The following is an 18,285-nucleotide window of genomic DNA, read 5'->3' as shown; positions in this document are numbered from 1 at the left end:
TTTTATTAAAGATCTGTCCAGCTACCATAGCAACCTATTACCCACGCAGGAGTTGAACCATGACAGATAATGCTAAGACCTACCCAAGAACCTTTTCGCATATTGGTATTTCGGTACCTGATTTAGAAGCCGCTGTAAAATTTTATACCGAAGTGCTGGGTTGGTATTTAATTATGCCGCCAACAGATGTCGTTGAAGACAGCTCACCGATTGGAGAAATGTGTACTGACGTATTTGGAGCCGGGTGGGAGCGTTTTCGCATTGCCCATATGTCTACCGGTGACAGAATAGGTGTTGAGTTATTTCAGTTTAAAAATCAGCAGAATCCTGAAGACAACTTTGAATACTGGAAAACCGGTGTGTTCCACTTTTGCGTGCAAGACCCTGATGTGGAAGGGCTAGCTGAGCGCATTGTTGCTGCTGGTGGTAAAAAACGGATGAAAGCGCCCCGCTATTATTACCCTGGCGAAAAGCCGTACCGGATGATTTATATGGAAGACCCGTTCGGTAATATTCTGGAGATTTACAGCCACAGCTATGAGTTACATTACGCCAGCGGTGCCTATAACTGAAAGCAGCAATAAAAGCTGAGGTTGCAACAATGCGTCGTTAGAATGCGTTGTTGCACCGCCCTTTAAGTATATAGCCAGCTGTTACGATCAAATGTTGATGGTAAGCCCGTATTTGTTCTGCCAGGCAACGAGTGGATAATAAAATGAACACTTAATTGACCTGACGTCAGCGATTATGCTCAACGAAAGTTAAACCTGTTTAATAGAGGATCTCGAGTATCACCCAAAGTTTGTAATAAAAAACCATAAAATTTGATAAATAATTGTTTTGACTGTTGTTTTATTTTACACATTGCGAAAGCTGTCTGCTTTTTAGGGAATAAAACAACGCCACATCAACAACATATAAATATGGTGCAATATTTGCTTAATAGTGCGCGCCCTAAATAAGGGCTTTAATTTAGACATGTAGTTAAGGAAGAACATGAAAAAAATAATAAATGTACTAGTAATATTGATTGGTTTGACAATGTTTAACGCTAAAGCAGGCATTATCAATAGTTTTGAGCTGCCGAATATCAATGACGCTACACCGTCAGACGGATTGATCCTGTGGAACATGCTTGATGAATTTCAGGGCCGTATGGTTGCTTTTGAGTTAATGATGACCTGGAGAGATCAGGGTTGGGGAAACCGTAAAGGGCGTGTATTTTATCAAATAAATGATTTTGACCCGGTATATCTGGACCTTGCAGAACACAACTTGACGAGTGAAACCTTTTCAATTCAGGATATTACGGCTCCGGCTGGAAGCGTACTACGCCTGTACTACACAGTAGGTGGTGGCGGTGGCCATCGGTTACTAATCTCTGACGCAAGTATCAGCATTACTTCAGTACCAGAGCCTTCCACCCTGGCACTTTTTGGTTTGGTATTAGCTGGCGCAGCCTTTGGCCGCCGGAAATTCAAAGCAACCAAGTAATCTTACCGCTCGTGTTAAAGCTATCCGTTTGCGGATAGCTTTTTTAATCTATGACCCGGTGCACCGTTTGCAAGAAAACACATCATTATACTTCTTTACCACACTCTGCTTCTTAACCACACTTTGCTGATTACCTTATTTTGAATTGCCACTATCCGGTGTTTAGGCGACATTTCTATCAAAAGATAATAAAGTCACTCTCGCAAAATGCAAACAGTTTACCCAGAAGCTTGCCAGATTTTATTCGCCAACTAACATTAACTTTATAATATAGAGAGAGACACTGCATGTTTAGAACGTCGGCGCTAATTACTTATTTTCTATTATTTTTTAGCGAGTTTACTTTTTCTGAAGAATTTGTGTTTGTTGACTCCACGTTTTGCCCGTTTATATGTGACCCAGCAGTCGAAGGCAAAGAAGGCTTTGTCATTGACATCTTGCGGGATGCGCTAGCAACCAGAAATCATACGATGAATTTTACTATCGTGCCCTATAAAAGAGCATTAAGTATGGTGCGCAGCGGCGAAGCGCATGCGTTGCCGGATATTTATAAAGCAGACGCCCCTGATCTTATTACCGGCAACTCAATACTCCGACTTGGCAATAATCAGTTTTTTGTCAGACACGATTCTGACTGGAGATACAGCTCGCCCGCCAGCTGGAACGACATCGTAATTGGCGTTATTGATGGCTACACCTATGCAGATAAAGCGTTTGATGACTACTTAAAACAACAGAAAAACATCGAAAACAGTAAAGTGGTGTTTATTGGCGGTGAACAGGCATACAAGCGATTAATTAAGTTACTGTTAAGCAAAAGAATTGACGCCATACTGGATGACAACGCCTTTATTCAATATGAACTGGCCCGTTTTAACCAGCAAAACGATGGAGATAATGCTTTTTCTGTAATGAGCGCCGGTACGTTGTCATTAGGAGGACAACATGTTGTTGCTTACAGCCCCAGGCACCCGGAAATCGCGAGATATTTAATGGATATTATTGATCCCTTTGTCATCAACCTGTATCAAACTGGCGAAATTAAACGTTATTTAGCGCCTTACGGCATAGACTAGCACGCAAAGAAATTTGCGTTTCAGCGACAAAACTGACCTTTTCTCACACCTTTAGATTACACAATTCCATCCCGGATCACTGCTGGCAAGCTGTTATTTTTTAAGGTTGTTACTACGTAACGTGCTGCCATCTAAAATACGCACTTCGCGCTGTGGAAACGGTATTTCGAAGCCATGTTCCTGCAGGGCTTCGAGGATCATCAACAGCAAATCTCCGCCAACCCGGTTTTTACCGTCATCAATGCCTTCCATCCAGAACTCGACAAACATATTAATGCCAGAGTCACCAAAACTGTCTATTTCACAGTCGGGTCGCTCTTCACGCGGAATGTCATCGCCACTGAAAACCTGCGGATGACTAGCCACAACCTTTTTAATAATTTCAACAAGTTGTCTGACATCGGAGTGGTAGGCCACTGAAAAGTCGACCCGGTAACGTTGCCGCTTGTCTTTGTGAGTCCAGTTAGTAAAGGTTTCAGCAATAAATTTTTCGTTTGGCACCACAATATCTGTGCCGTTAAATGTCTCCAGGGTGGTTGAACGCATATTAAGTTCGCGGACCACACCGGTGCGGCCATCTTCAAGTTCTACATAGTCGCCAATAGATACTGATCTATCCAGCAAAATAATAATACCCGAGATGAAATTGGAGGCAATAGCCTGCAAGCCCAGACCGATCCCGACACCTAAAGCACCACCAAAAACGGCCAGCGCGGTAAGATTAACGCCCATAATCTGCAACAATAACAGCGCGATAACGAAGAAAACTGCAATTTCAAACAGTTTCGCGACCACTTCACGGGTGCGAACATCAAGGTTTTCCTGATGAGTAATATATTCACGCCCTGTTCTACTGCTGACCCGGCCCAGCCAGAATAAAAAAGAGCCTAAAAATACCACTCTGATAACAGCGTATAGTGATACTTCAAACAGGCCAAGGTTTAACGATATTGATTGTAAAATGGCGGTTAAACCACTTAACAGCCCCATTAAATGCAGGAAAAGTAACGGTAACCCCACCCATCTGAACAGCCGGGCGGTAACTTCATTGGCAATAAAATTACGGATTAAAGAATGACACAGCAGCAAAATTGCAATAATGAGTGCGGTGTGCAACAGCCAGGCTTGTTTTAGCACACCTTCACTGACTTCCAGCACAAATCGCAGCATAATAATGGCGAACACCGGAAACGCCAACTCAGTTAATCTGGCTGCCATCCTTTTTAAAGCAATAGGCTTACTGCTCTCGCCTGACGCACCGCCAGCATCCCACGGACTGAGTTTTCTGACAACGCTGGCAAGACCAAATGCAAAGGCGTAAATGGCTATAATCATAGCCAGTTGTACATAAGTATCCGTCTGGGAAATCGTGCTGCTTGCCTGCTCAAAAAGTTGACTGGCTAGTTGTTTAAGGTTACCCGCTAACATGACCGCTACACCTCTTTTTTATATTTTAACCACACATCCAGAATGATTGTTGTACCCGATACGTACTTATTTTTTTATATCTGACTACGGTAACAAGCAGATGGTATTGCTATTAAAACCCACATTGCTGTTGTAATGCAGCAATATCTTCCGCTGTCAGGTTTTGTTGCTGCGGATTCAGGGCAAAATGCATTACCGAATTAACGCTGTCGGTGTGTCCAAGCCCCAGGGCATGGCCAAATTCGTGTGTAATAGTCAGCTGCAGCGCTGCCATGGTGCTATAGGCGAAAATAGTCATTCGCCGCTGCGTGTTCGTTACCTCCATTAAGCCAACCTCAGATACCCGAAGCGGCTGCTGATCTGCCAATAATGCATTGCGATCGGCCACCGTTTCATTCAGATAATGGTTTTCACGCTGCAGCTGAGCTTGTTGCTCATTTAAACGCTCTGCTTGTTGCTGCAGTTGTTGCTGGCGCTGTTGTAACCGCTGCTGTTGCTGCTGCAAACCGGCTACGTCCCGCTCCCTGGCATTCGTGGCCTGCTGCTGAAATACAGCAATATCTGCCGCCAGCTTTTGATTTTGCTGCTCAAATTCACGCTGTTGCAGCCGCAATTGTTCGCTTTGTTGGTTCAGCGTCGAAGCACGCTGCTCAATGTTAGTGTCGTATCGCGCCAGGTTTCGTTCCAGCAACGCTTGTTGCAGCATGTTCTGCTGACGCTCATCATATTGAAAATTAATCGAAAAGCCATTAACGCTATCATGGCGAAACAATTCTTGCTCAAACGCCCTATTCCACTGCGTTGCAGCATTATGTGCAGCCTGCTCGGCTTGCTCTGCCGTTAACGCAAAGGCGGGATCAAGTTGACCAATACGCCATAGTATCGGTGTTTGACACAATTGCTGCGCCAATGCCCGCTCTGCCCGCTGTTGCAGCACTTGTGGCGATGACCGCGTAACACCTGCTAATGCCGATAGCAGCAAATAACTACCCACTAACAGCAGGGCTAGAAACACTAATCTGGCAAGCATCGTTTTTTCCTAATATTGATTATCAGCAGAACACTTATAAATGGGTTGTTGTAACGGTTATTTACGAAAAATGCGCTTTGGTATCTTACCGCACTGCTACGTTTTATCAGATTTTAGTAACGGTTTAAACAAGCCAAAGCGCCAGTCGCGTAGCGCCAGCACCACGCTTACCCCATTTCGCTGGGCCAACGGTAATTTTTCATCCTGTCGGTTTAATTCGTTAAAATCGTTGGCCAAACGCTTTAACTTTTTTTGAAATTCAGCATTAGCTTGCGCTGAGAGCATGCCATTAAGTACCAGCAAACTTTCGGCTTTACTATTAAAGCTGGCATTGAAAAACTCCTGAGCAATTTTTTGCTGAAAAAAACGCTGAATGGGCCCATTCTCCAACCAGCCAAAATTAGCGGATACGCGCAGGCGAATTTTATTAGCTGGCAGCAGCTCTATTAACTTAAGCCGATCTAGTTGCGCAAGTTTTTGAATACATTCATGCTCAGAGATTTTATACCAGTCCAGAATATCCTGCATACTCCAGCGATTAAGCACCGATACCGCCACCAATAACAATGTCAGGTCCTGAGACAGCTGCTGCTCCTGCTCATAACTCAGCTGGTCTGTTCGCTGCTGTTGCTCTGTCATTAACTGCAATAAGTCGACTAAATCCAGCTGAATTAGCTGACACACTTGCTCTATCCGCTGCACGCTGACTTGTTTCAGTGAGAACATCCGCTTGACACTGGCCTCCGTTAACTGCAAATGCGACGCCACACGGGCATAACTTATCCCCCGCTGTTTCAGGGCTTTTTTCAAGCAATTCAGCATTAAATCAATTTGTGACATAGCGCCTCAAAGTATTACATATTGATACCTCAGGCCTATTTATACGCTACTTCTATTAATAAGGTACTATTTTTTACTAAGTGCGCCTATGCTTGCGGTGTTCAACCACTCAATCAAGGAAGTGCAACATGTTTAACTATGGCCGAATAGTATTACTGTGTGTTATCACCCTGACCCTTAGCGCTTGTGCCACCCAACAAACCGGCAGTCGCAGTAGTGTCGTCAGTTACTTATATCCTGACTCGGCAGCACCACAGGTAACCACCAGTGTCCCAAAGCTGACGTTGCCGCTACGAATGGGTATTGCCTTTGTGCCGGCAAACCACAATAGTCGCAACAGCAATGCTATGCCCTGGGTTGAGGTGCAGGCTAATACGCTGACGGAGAATCATAAAATGGCAATATTGCAAAACATTGCCACTCATTTCAGCCAGCAGTCTTTTGTTGAACATATTGAAATAATTCCGTCTGCTTATCTTAGTAGCGGCGGCAGCTTCGCGAACCTGGACCAGCTTAGGGCGATGTTTGGCATCGATGTTATCGCCCTGGTGTCCTATGATCAGGTGCAATTTACTGACGACAGTAAATTGTCACTCAGTTACTTAACCCTGGTTGGCGCTTATTTAGTTAATGGCCAGAAAAATGATAGTAATACCTTAATGGATACCGCCGTTTACGCTATAGAAAGCAGAAAGTTACTTTTCCGCGCACCGGGCACCAGCCAGATCAAAGGCAGTTCAACAATGGTAAACCTTCAGGAAAAATTACGTCACGACAGCAAGCAAGGTTTTATGCAAGCCAGCGACGAGATGATTGTTAATCTGGAGAGCGAACTGAATGGTTTTAAAGAGCGCCTGAAACAGCGTCCGGATGACATCCAAATTGTTCGTTCGAGTGGCCATTCCGGCGGTGCATTTCACTGGCTGTTGCCGCTTTGTTTGATTGGGCTGGCGATTGCCAGAAAACAACAAACCTGCATAATTTAACTAAAGGTTGTGAAAGTCACTCAACGACTCCCGGTAATTTAAAATCAAAAAGTTGGCGCCTCATCTCAGAACTTGCTATGTGCAAACCAAAGATGAAGGCGCCATTTTTTTAGCATTTGTTTTTTAATTTTTAATCACACTGAATTACCAGCCGCATTGGGCGCCTTTATTTTGCTCGTCTAAATACGCTTGAAGAGGCGCAAAATAATCCAGTATTGCGGTAGCATCCATTTCGGGCTTGCCTGTTACTACTTCCAATGCTTCCTGCCAGGGCCGACTGGAGCCCATTTCCAGCATCGCATTTAACTTGGTGCCCGCAGCTTTACTATTATAAATAGAGCAGCGATGCACCGCGCCTTCGTTGCCCGCGATATCACACAACGCTTTATGAAACTGGAATTGCAAAATATGCGCCAGGAAATAACGGGTATAAGGTACATTGCCTGGAACATGGTACTTCGCACCCGGATCAAAATCCGCTTCTGAGCGCGCCACCGGTGCAGCTATGCCCTGATATTTCTCCCGCAGCTGCCACCAGGCTTCGTTATATTGCTCTGGGGTAATTTCGCCATTAAATACCTGCCAGCGCCACTTATCTACCAGCAAGCCAAAGGGAACAAACGCAATTTTATCCATCGCCATTTTTAATAGTAAACCTATGTCTTTGGACTCATCAGGCACATTTTCCAGCAAACCAATCTGTTTTAAATAGTCCGGGGTAACAGACAGCGCGATGGTATCGCCGATGGCCTCATGAAAGCCATCATTTGCACTTTCCTGAAAATAGACCGGCTGGTGTTTATAGGCGCGCTGATAAAAGTTATGCCCTAACTCGTGGTGAATAACCGAGAACTCCTCACCGGTGCGCTGAATACACATTTTAATCCGCAAGTCGTCTTTGGCATCTAAGTCCCACGCTGAAGCATGGCATTCGACATCGCGATCGGCCGGCTTTACAAACAATGAGCGCTGATAAAATGTCTCAGGCAATGGTTCAAACCCTAATGAAGTAAAGAACCCTTCAGCCCCTTTTACCATTTTTATTTCGTCATAATTATGGGTGGCCAGCAGCGTTGACACATCGTAACCCGGGTCAGCATCTTTGGGCGCGACCAACTCATAAATGTTACCCCAGCTTTGCGCCCACATATTGCCTAATAAATGGGCAGGAATAGGTTTATCCAGCGGGACTTTATCGACACCATATTGCTCTGACAATTTACTGCGCACATGACAATGCAATGATTCGTACAATGGCTTAACCTGGCCCCATAGCCTATCCAGCTCGTTAGCGAACTCATCGGCAGGCATATCGTATTTTGAACGCCACATTGCGCCGGTATCGGCATAACCGAGCTCTTTGGCACCTTCATTCGTTAACTCAATTAACCGCTGATATAACGGTCGCATTGGTTTGCTTATTTCGCGCCAGCCCTGCCACATTTCCAGCAATTCATCATAGTCGCGGCTGTTAGCCATAATGCTAGACATCTCACCTAGTGATAAGCAGCTGCTATCGGCTTTACAATATTTGCCTTTGCCATACATACCGCCAAGCTCCGCCACAATTTTGGCCATCTCAGCCGTTTTTTCCGGATCTTGTGGCGCAGGTAAAGTTAATGCCAGTTTCAGTTTGTCTAATTTGCGCCGGTCTTCAGCAGACAGCTGAACCTTATCAAAGCGGGCGGCTTCGTTTGCCAGGTTAACCATCGCTAGGGTAAGCTTTTCATTTACGTCGGCTGCCAGAGAGGCGGTATCTTCAGTAATAAAGTTGGCATAAATCCATTCAGCCCGGTTTGCTTCCAGATAAAGCGCGATTAGCTTTTGCTCTGCCTCGGCCAGAAATTCCTTAGCATCAGCTTCGGTCAGTGTTTTTTGTTCGACCGCAACTGACGTTTGTTGCGGGGTGTTGTCGTTGCCACAGCCACTGAGCAACAGCGCTGAGCTGACTAAAGCGGCGGTGAGTGAGAGTTTAAATAGCGTTTTCATAATGCACCTTTTGTTGCCTGCTATCCCGATGGCGGGTTATTGTTTTTATCCACATTTTCCGAGTTAGTATAGGCATATCTTTGGCTTCGCCCCTAGCCTTTCGTTACGCTATTAGTAAGTATAGTCGGCCTTTCTTACTGGCTACTGGTATCGTCCAGCAAGGCACGAAAAGGCCGCCACCTGTCAGCATATTTACGCTACTTTATAACCTTAAGCAATTTTTCCGCCTGGCTGCCATGGCGTGTTACCAGCGCATACCGCCAACAGTTAATTCAGCACAGTTTCAATCGGCTGCTCACCGTCAAATATCTCAATAATTTGGTTGTGTGGTTCTGCTTTGGTTGCAACATGCAACAACACGTGGGCCACGTTTTCCCGGCTGATTTTAAGTTTGATATTATCCTCGGGCCTGACTGTAGAGATTTTCAGGGAAGCGTCGTCGTCAGTCAGTCTGCCGGGCCGTATAATAGTATAAGGTACGCCACTGTTAATAAGCTGCTGATCGGCAAGATGTTTGGCAACAATATAGGGTTTCATATCACCTTCAACGGCTTCTGGATCATCAGCCCCGATTGAGCTAATCATAATGAAGTGTTGCAGTTGATGCGCTTTGGCATATCGCGCAGCCTTGGCTGCGGCCCATAAATCGATAAGCATGGTTTTATCTGTGCCGGTGTCACCGCCAGACCCTGCGACAAAAATCACCTGATCGCAGCCGGCAAATGCATCCCCAAACTCACCTTCCAGGTTCTGCTCGGTAATTGCCAGCCGCTCGTTAGTAATATCACTTAATTTAGTTTTGTCACGAACCAGCGCTTTAACGTGCTGCTTCGCGTCGAGCAACAGTATCGTAGCCATTTTACCTATCTGGCCGCTGGCACCGATAATGAGTGTCTGTTTCATCTTTCACTCCTAATTAAACTTGATTATAGCTCAGTAAGAACTTGGGATCGTTGGGGCACTTTTAAAGGGAAAATATTAATCTTTACGGCATTTGATTGGCGACTAAACGAAATAGCACGCTTGAAGCAACAGCACAACCAGCGTAATCTTGAGTAACTTAAGCCAAGGAGGTGCCTGTGTATCAATTGTTTATCGCCAATAAAAATTATTCTTCCTGGTCACTCCGTCCCTGGTTGCTGATGCAACAATTAAGCATTCCTTTCGACGAAAAATTACAACAATTTCAGCTGGATAATTATGAAAACTTTCGTCAGTTTTCACCTACCGCAACCGTGCCGTGTTTGCATGATGGTGATAATGTAGTTTGGGAGTCTTTAGCCATAATTGAGTACCTGGCAGAGCGTCATGTCGGTGTATGGCCAGCAAATTCACAGGCACGTAATTATGCCCGTTGCGCAGCCAGTGAAATGCATGCTGGTTTTGGTACGCTGCGAAGTGTCTGCACGATGAACTGTGGCGCAAGAGTGCAATTAAAAAATCCACCAGCGGCACTGACAAAAGATCTCGCACGACTTGACGAGCTATGGCAGCAAGGGTTAAATCAGTTTGGCGGGCCTTTCCTGACAGGCACCTCTTTTACCGCGGTTGATGCCTTCTTTGCGCCAGTGGCATTTCGGGTGCAAAGCTTTGACTTAAAATTAAGTAACAATGCCATGGCCTATGTCGAGCTGCTACTTGAGTTACCAGCGATGCAAGCCTGGTATAATGCGGCATTACTGGAAAGCTGGCGTGAGCCTGGTCATGAAGCAGAAATGGGCCTGTATGGCAGCATAGTCGAAGATTACCGACAGAGCTAAACAACGAAATAACCACAATTAAAGCAGGATAAAATGAGTAAAAACAATAATGGCGCCCAGGCTTATCAGCAGCAGGAACAGGGCTATCGTGACAAAGCGTTAAAAATGTACCCGTGGGTATGTGGTCGCTGCGCGCGTGAGTTTGTTCATTCCAATTTGCGCGAACTAACCGTACATCATGTCGATCACAACCATAGTAATAACCCAAGCGATGGTAGTAATTGGGAATTACTATGCATTTATTGTCATGACAACGAGCACAATAAATTCCACGAGTTTGTCATGTATGGCAGCACCACCGAGCAGAAAGTCGAAGCAGCCACCCATAACCCGTTTGCCGACCTTAAAGCGTTACTAAACAAATCAAAGTAACCATTGGCAACGGCCAATGAGTGTTTAGTGACGTATGACGATGTCAGGTGCGGTATCAATCACCCCTTCCTGATTGATGGCTGCAAACTTATTACCAGCTCTTAACACTGCCAAACTGCCAGAAGTAGCGTGACGCACGAAAGATAGTTCATAACCAAAACGTTGCAGTTCGGCCACCGAAAATTTTTGTGCCAGATTAAGTTCATCCCAGAACGGTTGCATTTCCCTAGTCGACTGGCGTCTCTCAATCACAGCAGTTTCCATTAGGTACTCACTTTTAATGATAAGACGAACATTCTTTCAGGTTGAACAGCTTGTTATCAACCCCGCATGACTTGATGAAAAATTAGCCGGCACCAGCATACAAAACTTTTATTGCAGTTTTACAGACAGTACAGACAAACGGTTTAGTTTTCTGACAAACGGTATAACAACGCAATTAAATAAGACAAAGCAGTTTCAACAAGCGGGCAGATCAACATTAAAGCAGCCAAACTACTTTGGAATATAATCCGGTACATTGCGGGCTAACGTCGATGTTAACTGTGCCGGGCAGACGAAGTGTGCGGCGTTATCACCGCTAAATTTACCGTACTGCAAAAAGTGCAATACCTGGCTAATGACCTTTTGTCTTTTCATCAGGAACGGATGTGATACGTTTACGCTGACCAGCGCGCACATTCCGGCTACTTTGGTGTTTTCCAGCGATACTTTGCCATCATCCGGGTTTGGCAGGTAGTTTGATAGCAGCAGGTTGATTGAGCGGGTGCCGGCAATAATACCTAATTCAAAAGTAACCGGACCTAATTGCCTCGGTAAATCCTGTTCACCCGTACCAAGCTGCATACCTGCCGGGCCATTAAACGCTTCAAAACCCGGTACATCTTTTAAATTATCGACCACCTGACTGCCCTGATTCGGCGGGCCCATCATCACAACCCTGCCCAACTCGGCTATCTGATGGTCTTTAGTATATTGCCGCAGCAAAATCCCCCCCATAGAGTGGGTGACAAAATGGATTGCCGGGCTGTGCTCAGCCCGGCACTTTGCCAATGCGGGTGCAATTGCCATTGGAGCCAGTTGTTCAACAGCATGCTGGCGAGAAGGATAATCAACATTAACCGTAAAATAGCCGGCGTCGGTTAATGCCTGCTCCATTGTCTCCATCGCTGAAGCTGAGCGGGCCAGACCATGCAGCAGTACAACGCAATCTGAGCCTGCGCTGTAACCAGATATCATTAAAGCTATTAAAGCCAGTATTGTGCGCATCGCGTACCGTTACTTTTGACTGTTTCTGTTATCAGGCAAGGCTACTGCACCACGGCATAGTTGTCACGCGACAGTTGTTGCTCCTGTTCGCGCTTTTGCCAATTTGGCGCTACTATCATTCAGTAACATTACTATCAACTCATGACAGTTGGTTCTATCGCGGTAGTGTCCGCAGCAAACGGCTTTATAAATGGCAGTAAAAAATATTCTAATAGTCGCGCAAACAGAACGTTGTATGGCAAAGCGTCAGTTAAGATACAAAGTTGAGACACTGAAGAACATAGTGCTAAGCGCCTGTTTATTAGTGTGGTCTGGCCTGTTTTCTGTTGCTACACATGCTGATCAAGCAGCCACTTCAGAGCAGTTGCTAACGTATTGTGTCGATCCGGACTGGATGCCATATGAATCTATTCAGGATGGCGAGCATATTGGCATCTCAGCTGATTATGTAAGTTTAATAAGCCAGAAAACCGGCTTGCAGTTTCAGTTAGTACCCACAACATCCTGGCTGGAGTCCCTGCAGTATTTGCAAAACGGGAAATGTCAGTTATCGCCAATGCTGAATCGTTCGGCAGAACGCGAAACTTATCTGCACTTCTCAGACGTCTATTTTCGCTCACCCAATGTGCTGGTTTCCTTAAAAGAACAACCTTTTTTACAAAGTATTGAAAATATCGGCACCCGCTCACTGGCCGTGCCCGAAGGCTACCGGTTAAGCGAATATGTAAAACGTTATTATCCAGAAACGCCGTTAGTGTTAGTGGACAATGAGCCCGCAGGGCTGCAAGCCGTTGCTGAAGGTGACGCCGATCTCTTTATTGGTTCGTTGTACTCTATTAACAATCAAATCCGCCAGGAATCACTTTACCACTTAAAAGTAGCGGGCTGGGTCGGGCTGGAAGATGAACTCAGGTTTGGCGTTGTCAGTAGTGCCCGGGCTGTTATTCCGGTAATTAATCAGGCATTGGCAAATATCACGGAACAAGAGCATATCGACATTTACCAGAAGTGGACGCGGATTGAAGTTATTGATGTCGTTAACTACCAATTGCTATGGCAGGTTGCCGGAGTCGCAATCGCCATTATTTTACTACTGACATTATGGAATTATCGCAGCCGTTCTTTCTACCTTAAATTACAGGAAAAAAATCAGCTCTTAGAGCAATCACAACATAAATTAGAATCCGCGATAACTGAATTGGAATTTCTATCCAATCATGACCCCTTGACCAAACTTTATAATCGCAATCACTTTGACAAAACGATGCAGCATGTTCAGCGTCGATCGGCCCAGGCGAAGGATGTACTGAGCTTAATCGTTATTGATATCGATTTCTTTAAAGACATTAATGACAATCATGGCCATAGTGTCGGTGACGCCATTTTACAGGAACTGGCAAAAATCTTGTTAGACAAGGTGCGTGAGCATGATCAGGTTACCCGCTGGGGCGGCGAGGAATTTGTTATTTTATGCCCGAAAACAACAGCGGCGGAAGCCCAGGCGCTTTGTCAGCGGATCGCTCTGGCGCTGACAAAATATGTTTTTCACTGCGATATCAGGCTAAGTTGTAGTTTTGGCGTTGCGGAACAACACACTGCTGAAAACTTGCTGAAATGCTTTGAACGTGCCGACAGAGCCCTTTATCAGGCCAAACAGAATGGTAGAAACCAGATCTGCCTGGCGTGATCCTGAAACAGCTCTCACCTAAAATCCAAACCAAATTAAAATATTGTATTTACATATATTTATTATTTGATATATTTTAGCAACGTCAATTTTGGCTAAAGTGCAGTCTCCATGGTTAATGTCTGGCGAAAGCCGACGTCACTAGCGGCAATGTTGTTGATATTGCTGATTTCATTATTTTTCTCCCAACAGGTTATGGCAGATATGTTTGACTGGTTAAAAAAACATGACGTGCATTTGTCGCCTGCAATACAGGGTACCGTGCTAATGGACGGAATGCCTCTTGCTGGCGTCAGGGTATCGCGCGAGCTTCATTACGATCAGGAATATGTTGATACCACCCGCAGCGATGATAACGGTAACTTTAGCTTCCCGGCAAAAACCATTCGCTCAAGTAAGCCCGGTACCTTACAGGAATTACGGACCCGCCAGGTTATCGTGGTTCATCATCAGCAACAGACTTATCTGCTGTGGTACTTAACAACATCCAGCATAAAGCCTCAGCAAGCCATAGTGCAGCGTCTGGCAGCATTAAATTGTGAACTGAGCAATGACGAACAGGAACAGGTATTCCCTAACGTTGAAAACCCTGACTTTCCGCATAGTACCTTTAGCATTTGCCGCTGGGCAGACGGAAAATCGCAACCATTGTAACGGCACAAGGAAGCTACTATGTCTACACTTACGCCCCGGCTAGCGGCCGAACTGGCAGAAATTGCTTACCAGATTGAACGCCCCTCGGCATCAGGAATATACCGCTTGAACCTTGGGAGTTTTGAAGCCAAAAACTGCTTCAGTTTCGATTTATCACAAGGCCCGGTCAAAGGCGTATCAGGTGGCTCGTTGTTCAGTCTTTTTAATAAAACCACCGGCTTTGCTTTAGTGGGCAAAGGTATAAATCAGTTTTCTAACGACTATGTGGTGACCATCCGCGGCACCCATATAAATCGCGACTGGCTAACCAATGGCAATATCGGCGTCACTGGCGGCGGCAACGGCACGGCGGTGCATGCCGGTTTTAATAAAACCTTTGGCTCGTTACAAGCAGCGCTGGAGAAAATTATGGCGCCGATGCTGGCCGGAAATGGCTCTACCACCGTGCACTGTGTTGGCCACAGTCTGGGGGGCGCCCTTGCCTCACTCACAGCCGACTGGCTGAAAAACCGGTTTAAATGTAATGTTAACCTGTATACCTTTGGGGCGCCAAGAGTTGGCATGCACGCCTTTTCAAAAAAACATACGGCTACACTAAACGCAATTTACCGCTGCACTCATGGCGCCGATCCGGTGCCAATGATCCCATTATGGCCTTTTGTACATGCTCCTTTTGAGGGCACTGAATACCGGCTGGATAGTGGTTCAGGGATCAGTGTCGCCGCCCATGGTATGGCTGAGCATAAATCCCCCGGATACCTGAATACCGCTAACAGTCGCAGTTGGCAAGCGCTTAACCAGCGCTCTGCCCAGCATTTTGCCCGGGTTCGTTTAACCTACGAGAACCGTCATCAGGCCTCATTTTCTACTTATTGGGCAGACAAAATCAGTGCGGCACTGATTACGTTATTAAAGGATGCCGGTTATTACACCGCAGTGATGGCGCAGGCGACGATTGGTACCGGGCTTACTTTCTACGATTTGCTGGCGCGCTCTTTAGAGAGCATTGCCAAAGCGTCAGTTGATTTTGCCGGGCAAACCCGTGGCCTGCTGGGCCATATGCTGGCGTTTGCCCGTCAGGCAGTTACTACCGTTACAAACCTGACGTTTAATTTTATTCGCTGGGTTTTTGACAAAACCTTTGCCGCGCTGTACCGCAGCGCAAGAGATGCCGTCAGCAGTATAATGTAAGCTCAAAACTGCCCTGCCAGATAGCGCGCTTGTTGCCCGGGCCAGTAACTTAGCCGTCAGGTTATCGGGCCTGGGTAACAGACAGTTTATAAGACCGCTGATTATTCAGCGGTCTCTGAGCGCCGCAGTTGCCAGGGCCACTTGCCGGTTAATTCAACTTCCAGGGTAAAACTCAGAAAGGTCCGGATCAGTACCACCAGCGCCAGCACCCCCACCGTAGTAAAGGTCAGTTCAACTGCAACAGTATGGATAATATCGGCGGCGATAAGAAACTCCAGCCCCAGCAAGATACCGCGGCCCAGCCGCTGTCTGATCTCCTGCTGAATAGACCGTGGTGAATCGCCTTTCAATAGCCTGATCATGCCGTGTACAAGCGAATACACCGCTATAACAGTAATAATCCCGATACCGAGCATTTCGATGGCAACAGCACACCACTCCGGCCAGTTACCCAGTAATCCTGTCATCCCTTGTGCCAAAATACCTCCGTTAGCATTGCTGCAATTAAGTCGCCAGCCTAAAGCATAGCTTATCTTAGGTGACAGTTATAACCGAAGGGATTGCTTCAGGAATTTACCTTAACTAACCTAACAACAACTGTGGGCCAATGGGCACAAACCGGCTGGCCGCATTGACCAGAGCCTGGGCAGTCAGGCTGGGTACACCGTACACTTCCACTTCTGTTTGGTATTTACTGATTAGCCGCTCTGCCAGTAACGCAAAATCACCGTCGCCGGATGCCAGTACCAGCACATCGCTGTGCTGGCCATACTCAATAGCATCAAGGGTAATCCCGACATCCCAGTCACCTTTTGCGGAGCCATCGGCCCGCTGGATAAAGGGCTTTAGTTTCACTTCAAAGCCGATAGCCCGCAAAATATTCTGAAACTGGCGTTGCTTTTCATCACCGCGATCTATCGCATAGGCAATGGCCTTGTCGACGTTGCGCCCGGCGGTAACCTCGGCCCAGAATGCATTGTAGTCAAAGCTTTTTCCAAAAGCCTGGCGGCTGGTGTAATAAATATTTTGCACATCAACCAAAATGGTTACGTTGCTCATCCTGCTCCTTTAAAAGCCTTTGCTGGTTTACAGCTTATTCAGCTCGTACTGCGAAACCCGGTTGCGCAGGTAAAAAACTGCCCGGTAATTTGCTGGCAAGGTTGATTAACCGCTGCTGATGCTGACGCAGCGCCTTAGTATCCGCCTCGCTTAAACAAGGCTCAACTACCTGGGTCATATTATCTGTTTGGGCCAGCAGTTGCTCGGCTTGCTGGCGCTGGGTTTGTGGTAAAAAAGGTAATGTTTGCCGGGTAACCGACAACACCGGCTGCAGAGATTGCAGCAATGGCCAGCTTCCTTTTGCGGTCAGCTCCATAAATAATGGCGGGCTTAGCTTATGCTCGGCCAGTATTTTATCAACCTCTGCCAGATAGCTCTTGCCCTGTTGCTGCGCCCGTACTTCAGTGGCATGGCGCGGCCAGTCACAATGGCGCTGTAACCTAACCTTGTGCAGTGAAGCGACATCATCCTGCTGAATTTTTGCCAGTTTTGGTAATGCGGCTTCCAGCCGGTTCAGGTTTTGTTCTGTTAGCACGGTATCGGCCTGCGCAATAACCGGAGTGAAGGCCGGTAGCATTACCAGTAAACCGAGTATGCTTAGCCGCAATCCAGAACGTATTGATTTCATAATTATTTTTCCATGTTAAGCATCAGCCTGCAGCTCAGGCTCAGGTGCTTTGAGCGGTGGTGTAAGTCCTATAACAACGGATCATTGCTGAACCCAGGCTGATACACTTTAACGTCAAAACCGCTTCAGGCAGCAATAATGGTTGTCAGACCCAACAAAATAAACACGGCACAGGCTATCCTTCTGGCCCAGTCCAGGGATACTTTTTGCAGTAACCAGCTACCGGCATAGACCACGGGCACATTGGCCGCCAGCATGCCAAGTGTAGTGCCCCAGATAACCAGCCACACGCTCTGTTCAAAGGTAGCAGCCAGAATAACGGTGGCAATCTGCGTTTTATCACCAATTTCTGCCAGAAAAAATAAAATACAACTGGCGGCAAAAGCCCCGTATTTCAATAGGCCCGTTTCGTTACTGTCATCTTTATCAGGAATTAATAACCAGAGCCCAACCACGATAAACGAGCCGCCCAGTAGCCAGGGGCCAACAGCAGGCGTAATAAACTGGGCCAACCAGACGCCAAGCCAGGCAGAAGCGGCATGGTTTAACAGGGTTGCGACCAGAATACCGGCGATAATCGCCCCTTTCGCCCGAAAGCGTGCTGCCAGAAATAACGACAGTAGTTGGGTTTTATCACCAATCTCGGCAATAGCAACGGCAGTAAATGAGGAAAATAAGGCGTCCATTACAACTCTCGGCGGGATGCTTTTAGCAGCAAAAAACAAAAGACATAACACCGACTCCCGCTATGGGCCGGCGCTATGTCTTAAGTCTCATCAATTATGATCAGGCCATGTGCAGGTGGCACAAGTATGTTGACCA

General features: G+C 46.4%; 20 protein-coding genes. 9 read left to right on the top strand and 11 right to left on the bottom strand.

Annotation, left to right across the window (positions count from 1 at the left end):
- Positions 1-59: 59 nt before the first annotated feature.
- From B2X65_RS07085 to B2X65_RS07075, 3 genes are all read left to right on the top strand, one after another.
- A complete protein-coding gene (locus B2X65_RS07085; protein ID WP_290611554.1) occupies positions 60-572 on the top strand; it encodes a lactoylglutathione lyase family protein in 513 nt (170 codons plus the stop codon).
- Between the two features lie 424 nt (positions 573-996).
- Entirely contained in the window at positions 997-1,494 is a 498-nt protein-coding gene (locus B2X65_RS07080) for a PEP-CTERM sorting domain-containing protein (protein WP_290611552.1), read from the top strand.
- A gap of 287 nt (positions 1,495-1,781) precedes the next feature.
- Positions 1,782-2,570 (top strand): substrate-binding periplasmic protein, encoded by a 789-nt coding sequence (locus tag B2X65_RS07075; RefSeq protein ID WP_290611551.1) that lies wholly within the window; start codon positions 1,782-1,784, stop codon positions 2,568-2,570.
- A 93-nt stretch (positions 2,571-2,663) separates the two neighbouring features.
- Here B2X65_RS07075 and B2X65_RS07070 read toward each other — a convergent pair whose 3' ends face one another.
- The 3 genes from B2X65_RS07070 to B2X65_RS07060 form a co-directional block, all read right to left on the bottom strand.
- Entirely contained in the window at positions 2,664-3,998 is a 1,335-nt protein-coding gene (locus B2X65_RS07070) for a mechanosensitive ion channel family protein (RefSeq protein ID WP_290611550.1), read from the bottom strand.
- A gap of 112 nt (positions 3,999-4,110) precedes the next feature.
- Positions 4,111-5,028 carry a matrixin family metalloprotease gene (locus B2X65_RS07065; protein ID WP_290611548.1) on the bottom strand — a complete coding sequence of 306 codons (918 nt, stop codon included), beginning with the start codon at positions 5,026-5,028 and terminating at the stop codon, positions 4,111-4,113.
- 96 nt (positions 5,029-5,124) lie between these two features.
- Complete coding sequence (locus B2X65_RS07060) at positions 5,125-5,868, bottom strand: helix-turn-helix domain-containing protein (protein ID WP_290611546.1); 744 nt, start codon at positions 5,866-5,868, stop codon at positions 5,125-5,127.
- A gap of 128 nt (positions 5,869-5,996) precedes the next feature.
- Here B2X65_RS07060 and rhlP point away from each other — a divergent pair, with 128 nt between their 5' ends.
- Positions 5,997-6,854 (top strand): rhombotarget lipoprotein, encoded by an 858-nt coding sequence (gene rhlP, locus B2X65_RS07055; protein ID WP_290611545.1) that lies wholly within the window; start codon positions 5,997-5,999, stop codon positions 6,852-6,854.
- Positions 6,855-6,998: 144 nt separating this feature from the next.
- Here the strand turns inward: rhlP and B2X65_RS07050 are convergent, their stop codons facing one another.
- Entirely contained in the window at positions 6,999-8,843 is a 1,845-nt protein-coding gene (locus B2X65_RS07050) for a M2 family metallopeptidase (RefSeq protein ID WP_290611543.1), read from the bottom strand.
- A gap of 267 nt (positions 8,844-9,110) precedes the next feature.
- A complete protein-coding gene (locus B2X65_RS07045; RefSeq protein WP_290611541.1) occupies positions 9,111-9,746 on the bottom strand; it encodes an NAD(P)-binding oxidoreductase in 636 nt (211 codons plus the stop codon).
- Between the two features lie 176 nt (positions 9,747-9,922).
- Here B2X65_RS07045 and B2X65_RS07040 point away from each other — a divergent pair, with 176 nt between their 5' ends.
- Positions 9,923-10,603 carry a glutathione S-transferase family protein gene (locus tag B2X65_RS07040; protein ID WP_290611540.1) on the top strand — a complete coding sequence of 227 codons (681 nt, stop codon included), beginning with the start codon at positions 9,923-9,925 and terminating at the stop codon, positions 10,601-10,603.
- Between the two features lie 33 nt (positions 10,604-10,636).
- Positions 10,637-10,975, top strand: coding sequence for a YajD family HNH nuclease (locus B2X65_RS07035; RefSeq protein WP_290611539.1), 339 nt, complete (start codon positions 10,637-10,639; stop codon positions 10,973-10,975).
- 24 nt (positions 10,976-10,999) lie between these two features.
- Here B2X65_RS07035 and B2X65_RS07030 read toward each other — a convergent pair whose 3' ends face one another.
- On the bottom strand, positions 11,000-11,239 hold the full coding sequence (locus B2X65_RS07030; RefSeq protein WP_290611538.1) for a hypothetical protein: 240 nt from the start codon (positions 11,237-11,239) through the stop codon (positions 11,000-11,002).
- Between the two features lie 231 nt (positions 11,240-11,470).
- Positions 11,471-12,244, bottom strand: a complete 774-nt coding sequence (locus tag B2X65_RS07025) for an esterase/lipase family protein (protein ID WP_290611536.1) — start codon at positions 12,242-12,244, stop codon at positions 11,471-11,473.
- A gap of 190 nt (positions 12,245-12,434) precedes the next feature.
- Here B2X65_RS07025 and B2X65_RS07020 point away from each other — a divergent pair, with 190 nt between their 5' ends.
- The 3 genes from B2X65_RS07020 (at position 12,435) to B2X65_RS07010 (ending at position 15,776) form a co-directional block, all read left to right on the top strand.
- Positions 12,435-13,931: a diguanylate cyclase gene (locus tag B2X65_RS07020; protein WP_290611534.1), complete on the top strand. Its 1,497-nt coding sequence runs from the start codon at positions 12,435-12,437 to the stop codon at positions 13,929-13,931.
- A 111-nt stretch (positions 13,932-14,042) separates the two neighbouring features.
- Positions 14,043-14,585, top strand: a complete 543-nt coding sequence (locus B2X65_RS07015) for a carboxypeptidase-like regulatory domain-containing protein (RefSeq protein ID WP_290611532.1) — start codon at positions 14,043-14,045, stop codon at positions 14,583-14,585.
- Between the two features lie 18 nt (positions 14,586-14,603).
- Positions 14,604-15,776, top strand: a complete 1,173-nt coding sequence (locus tag B2X65_RS07010) for a lipase family protein (protein WP_290611530.1) — start codon at positions 14,604-14,606, stop codon at positions 15,774-15,776.
- A 101-nt stretch (positions 15,777-15,877) separates the two neighbouring features.
- Here B2X65_RS07010 and B2X65_RS07005 read toward each other — a convergent pair whose 3' ends face one another.
- From B2X65_RS07005 to B2X65_RS06990, 4 genes are all read right to left on the bottom strand, one after another.
- Complete coding sequence (locus B2X65_RS07005) at positions 15,878-16,243, bottom strand: DUF1622 domain-containing protein (protein ID WP_290611528.1); 366 nt, start codon at positions 16,241-16,243, stop codon at positions 15,878-15,880.
- A gap of 115 nt (positions 16,244-16,358) precedes the next feature.
- On the bottom strand, positions 16,359-16,835 hold the full coding sequence (locus tag B2X65_RS07000; RefSeq protein ID WP_290611526.1) for an NYN domain-containing protein: 477 nt from the start codon (positions 16,833-16,835) through the stop codon (positions 16,359-16,361).
- A 34-nt stretch (positions 16,836-16,869) separates the two neighbouring features.
- Positions 16,870-17,463: a hypothetical protein gene (locus B2X65_RS06995; RefSeq protein ID WP_290611524.1), complete on the bottom strand. Its 594-nt coding sequence runs from the start codon at positions 17,461-17,463 to the stop codon at positions 16,870-16,872.
- Between the two features lie 125 nt (positions 17,464-17,588).
- Positions 17,589-18,149, bottom strand: a complete 561-nt coding sequence (locus B2X65_RS06990; protein WP_290611522.1) for a TMEM165/GDT1 family protein — start codon at positions 18,147-18,149, stop codon at positions 17,589-17,591.
- Between the last annotated feature and the right edge of the window lie 136 nt (positions 18,150-18,285).

It is taken from the genome of Arsukibacterium sp. UBA3155, from assembly GCA_002364615.1.
Lineage (GTDB): Bacteria > Pseudomonadota > Gammaproteobacteria > Enterobacterales > Alteromonadaceae > Alishewanella.
This window is presented reverse-complemented; position numbering and strand designations above follow the sequence as displayed.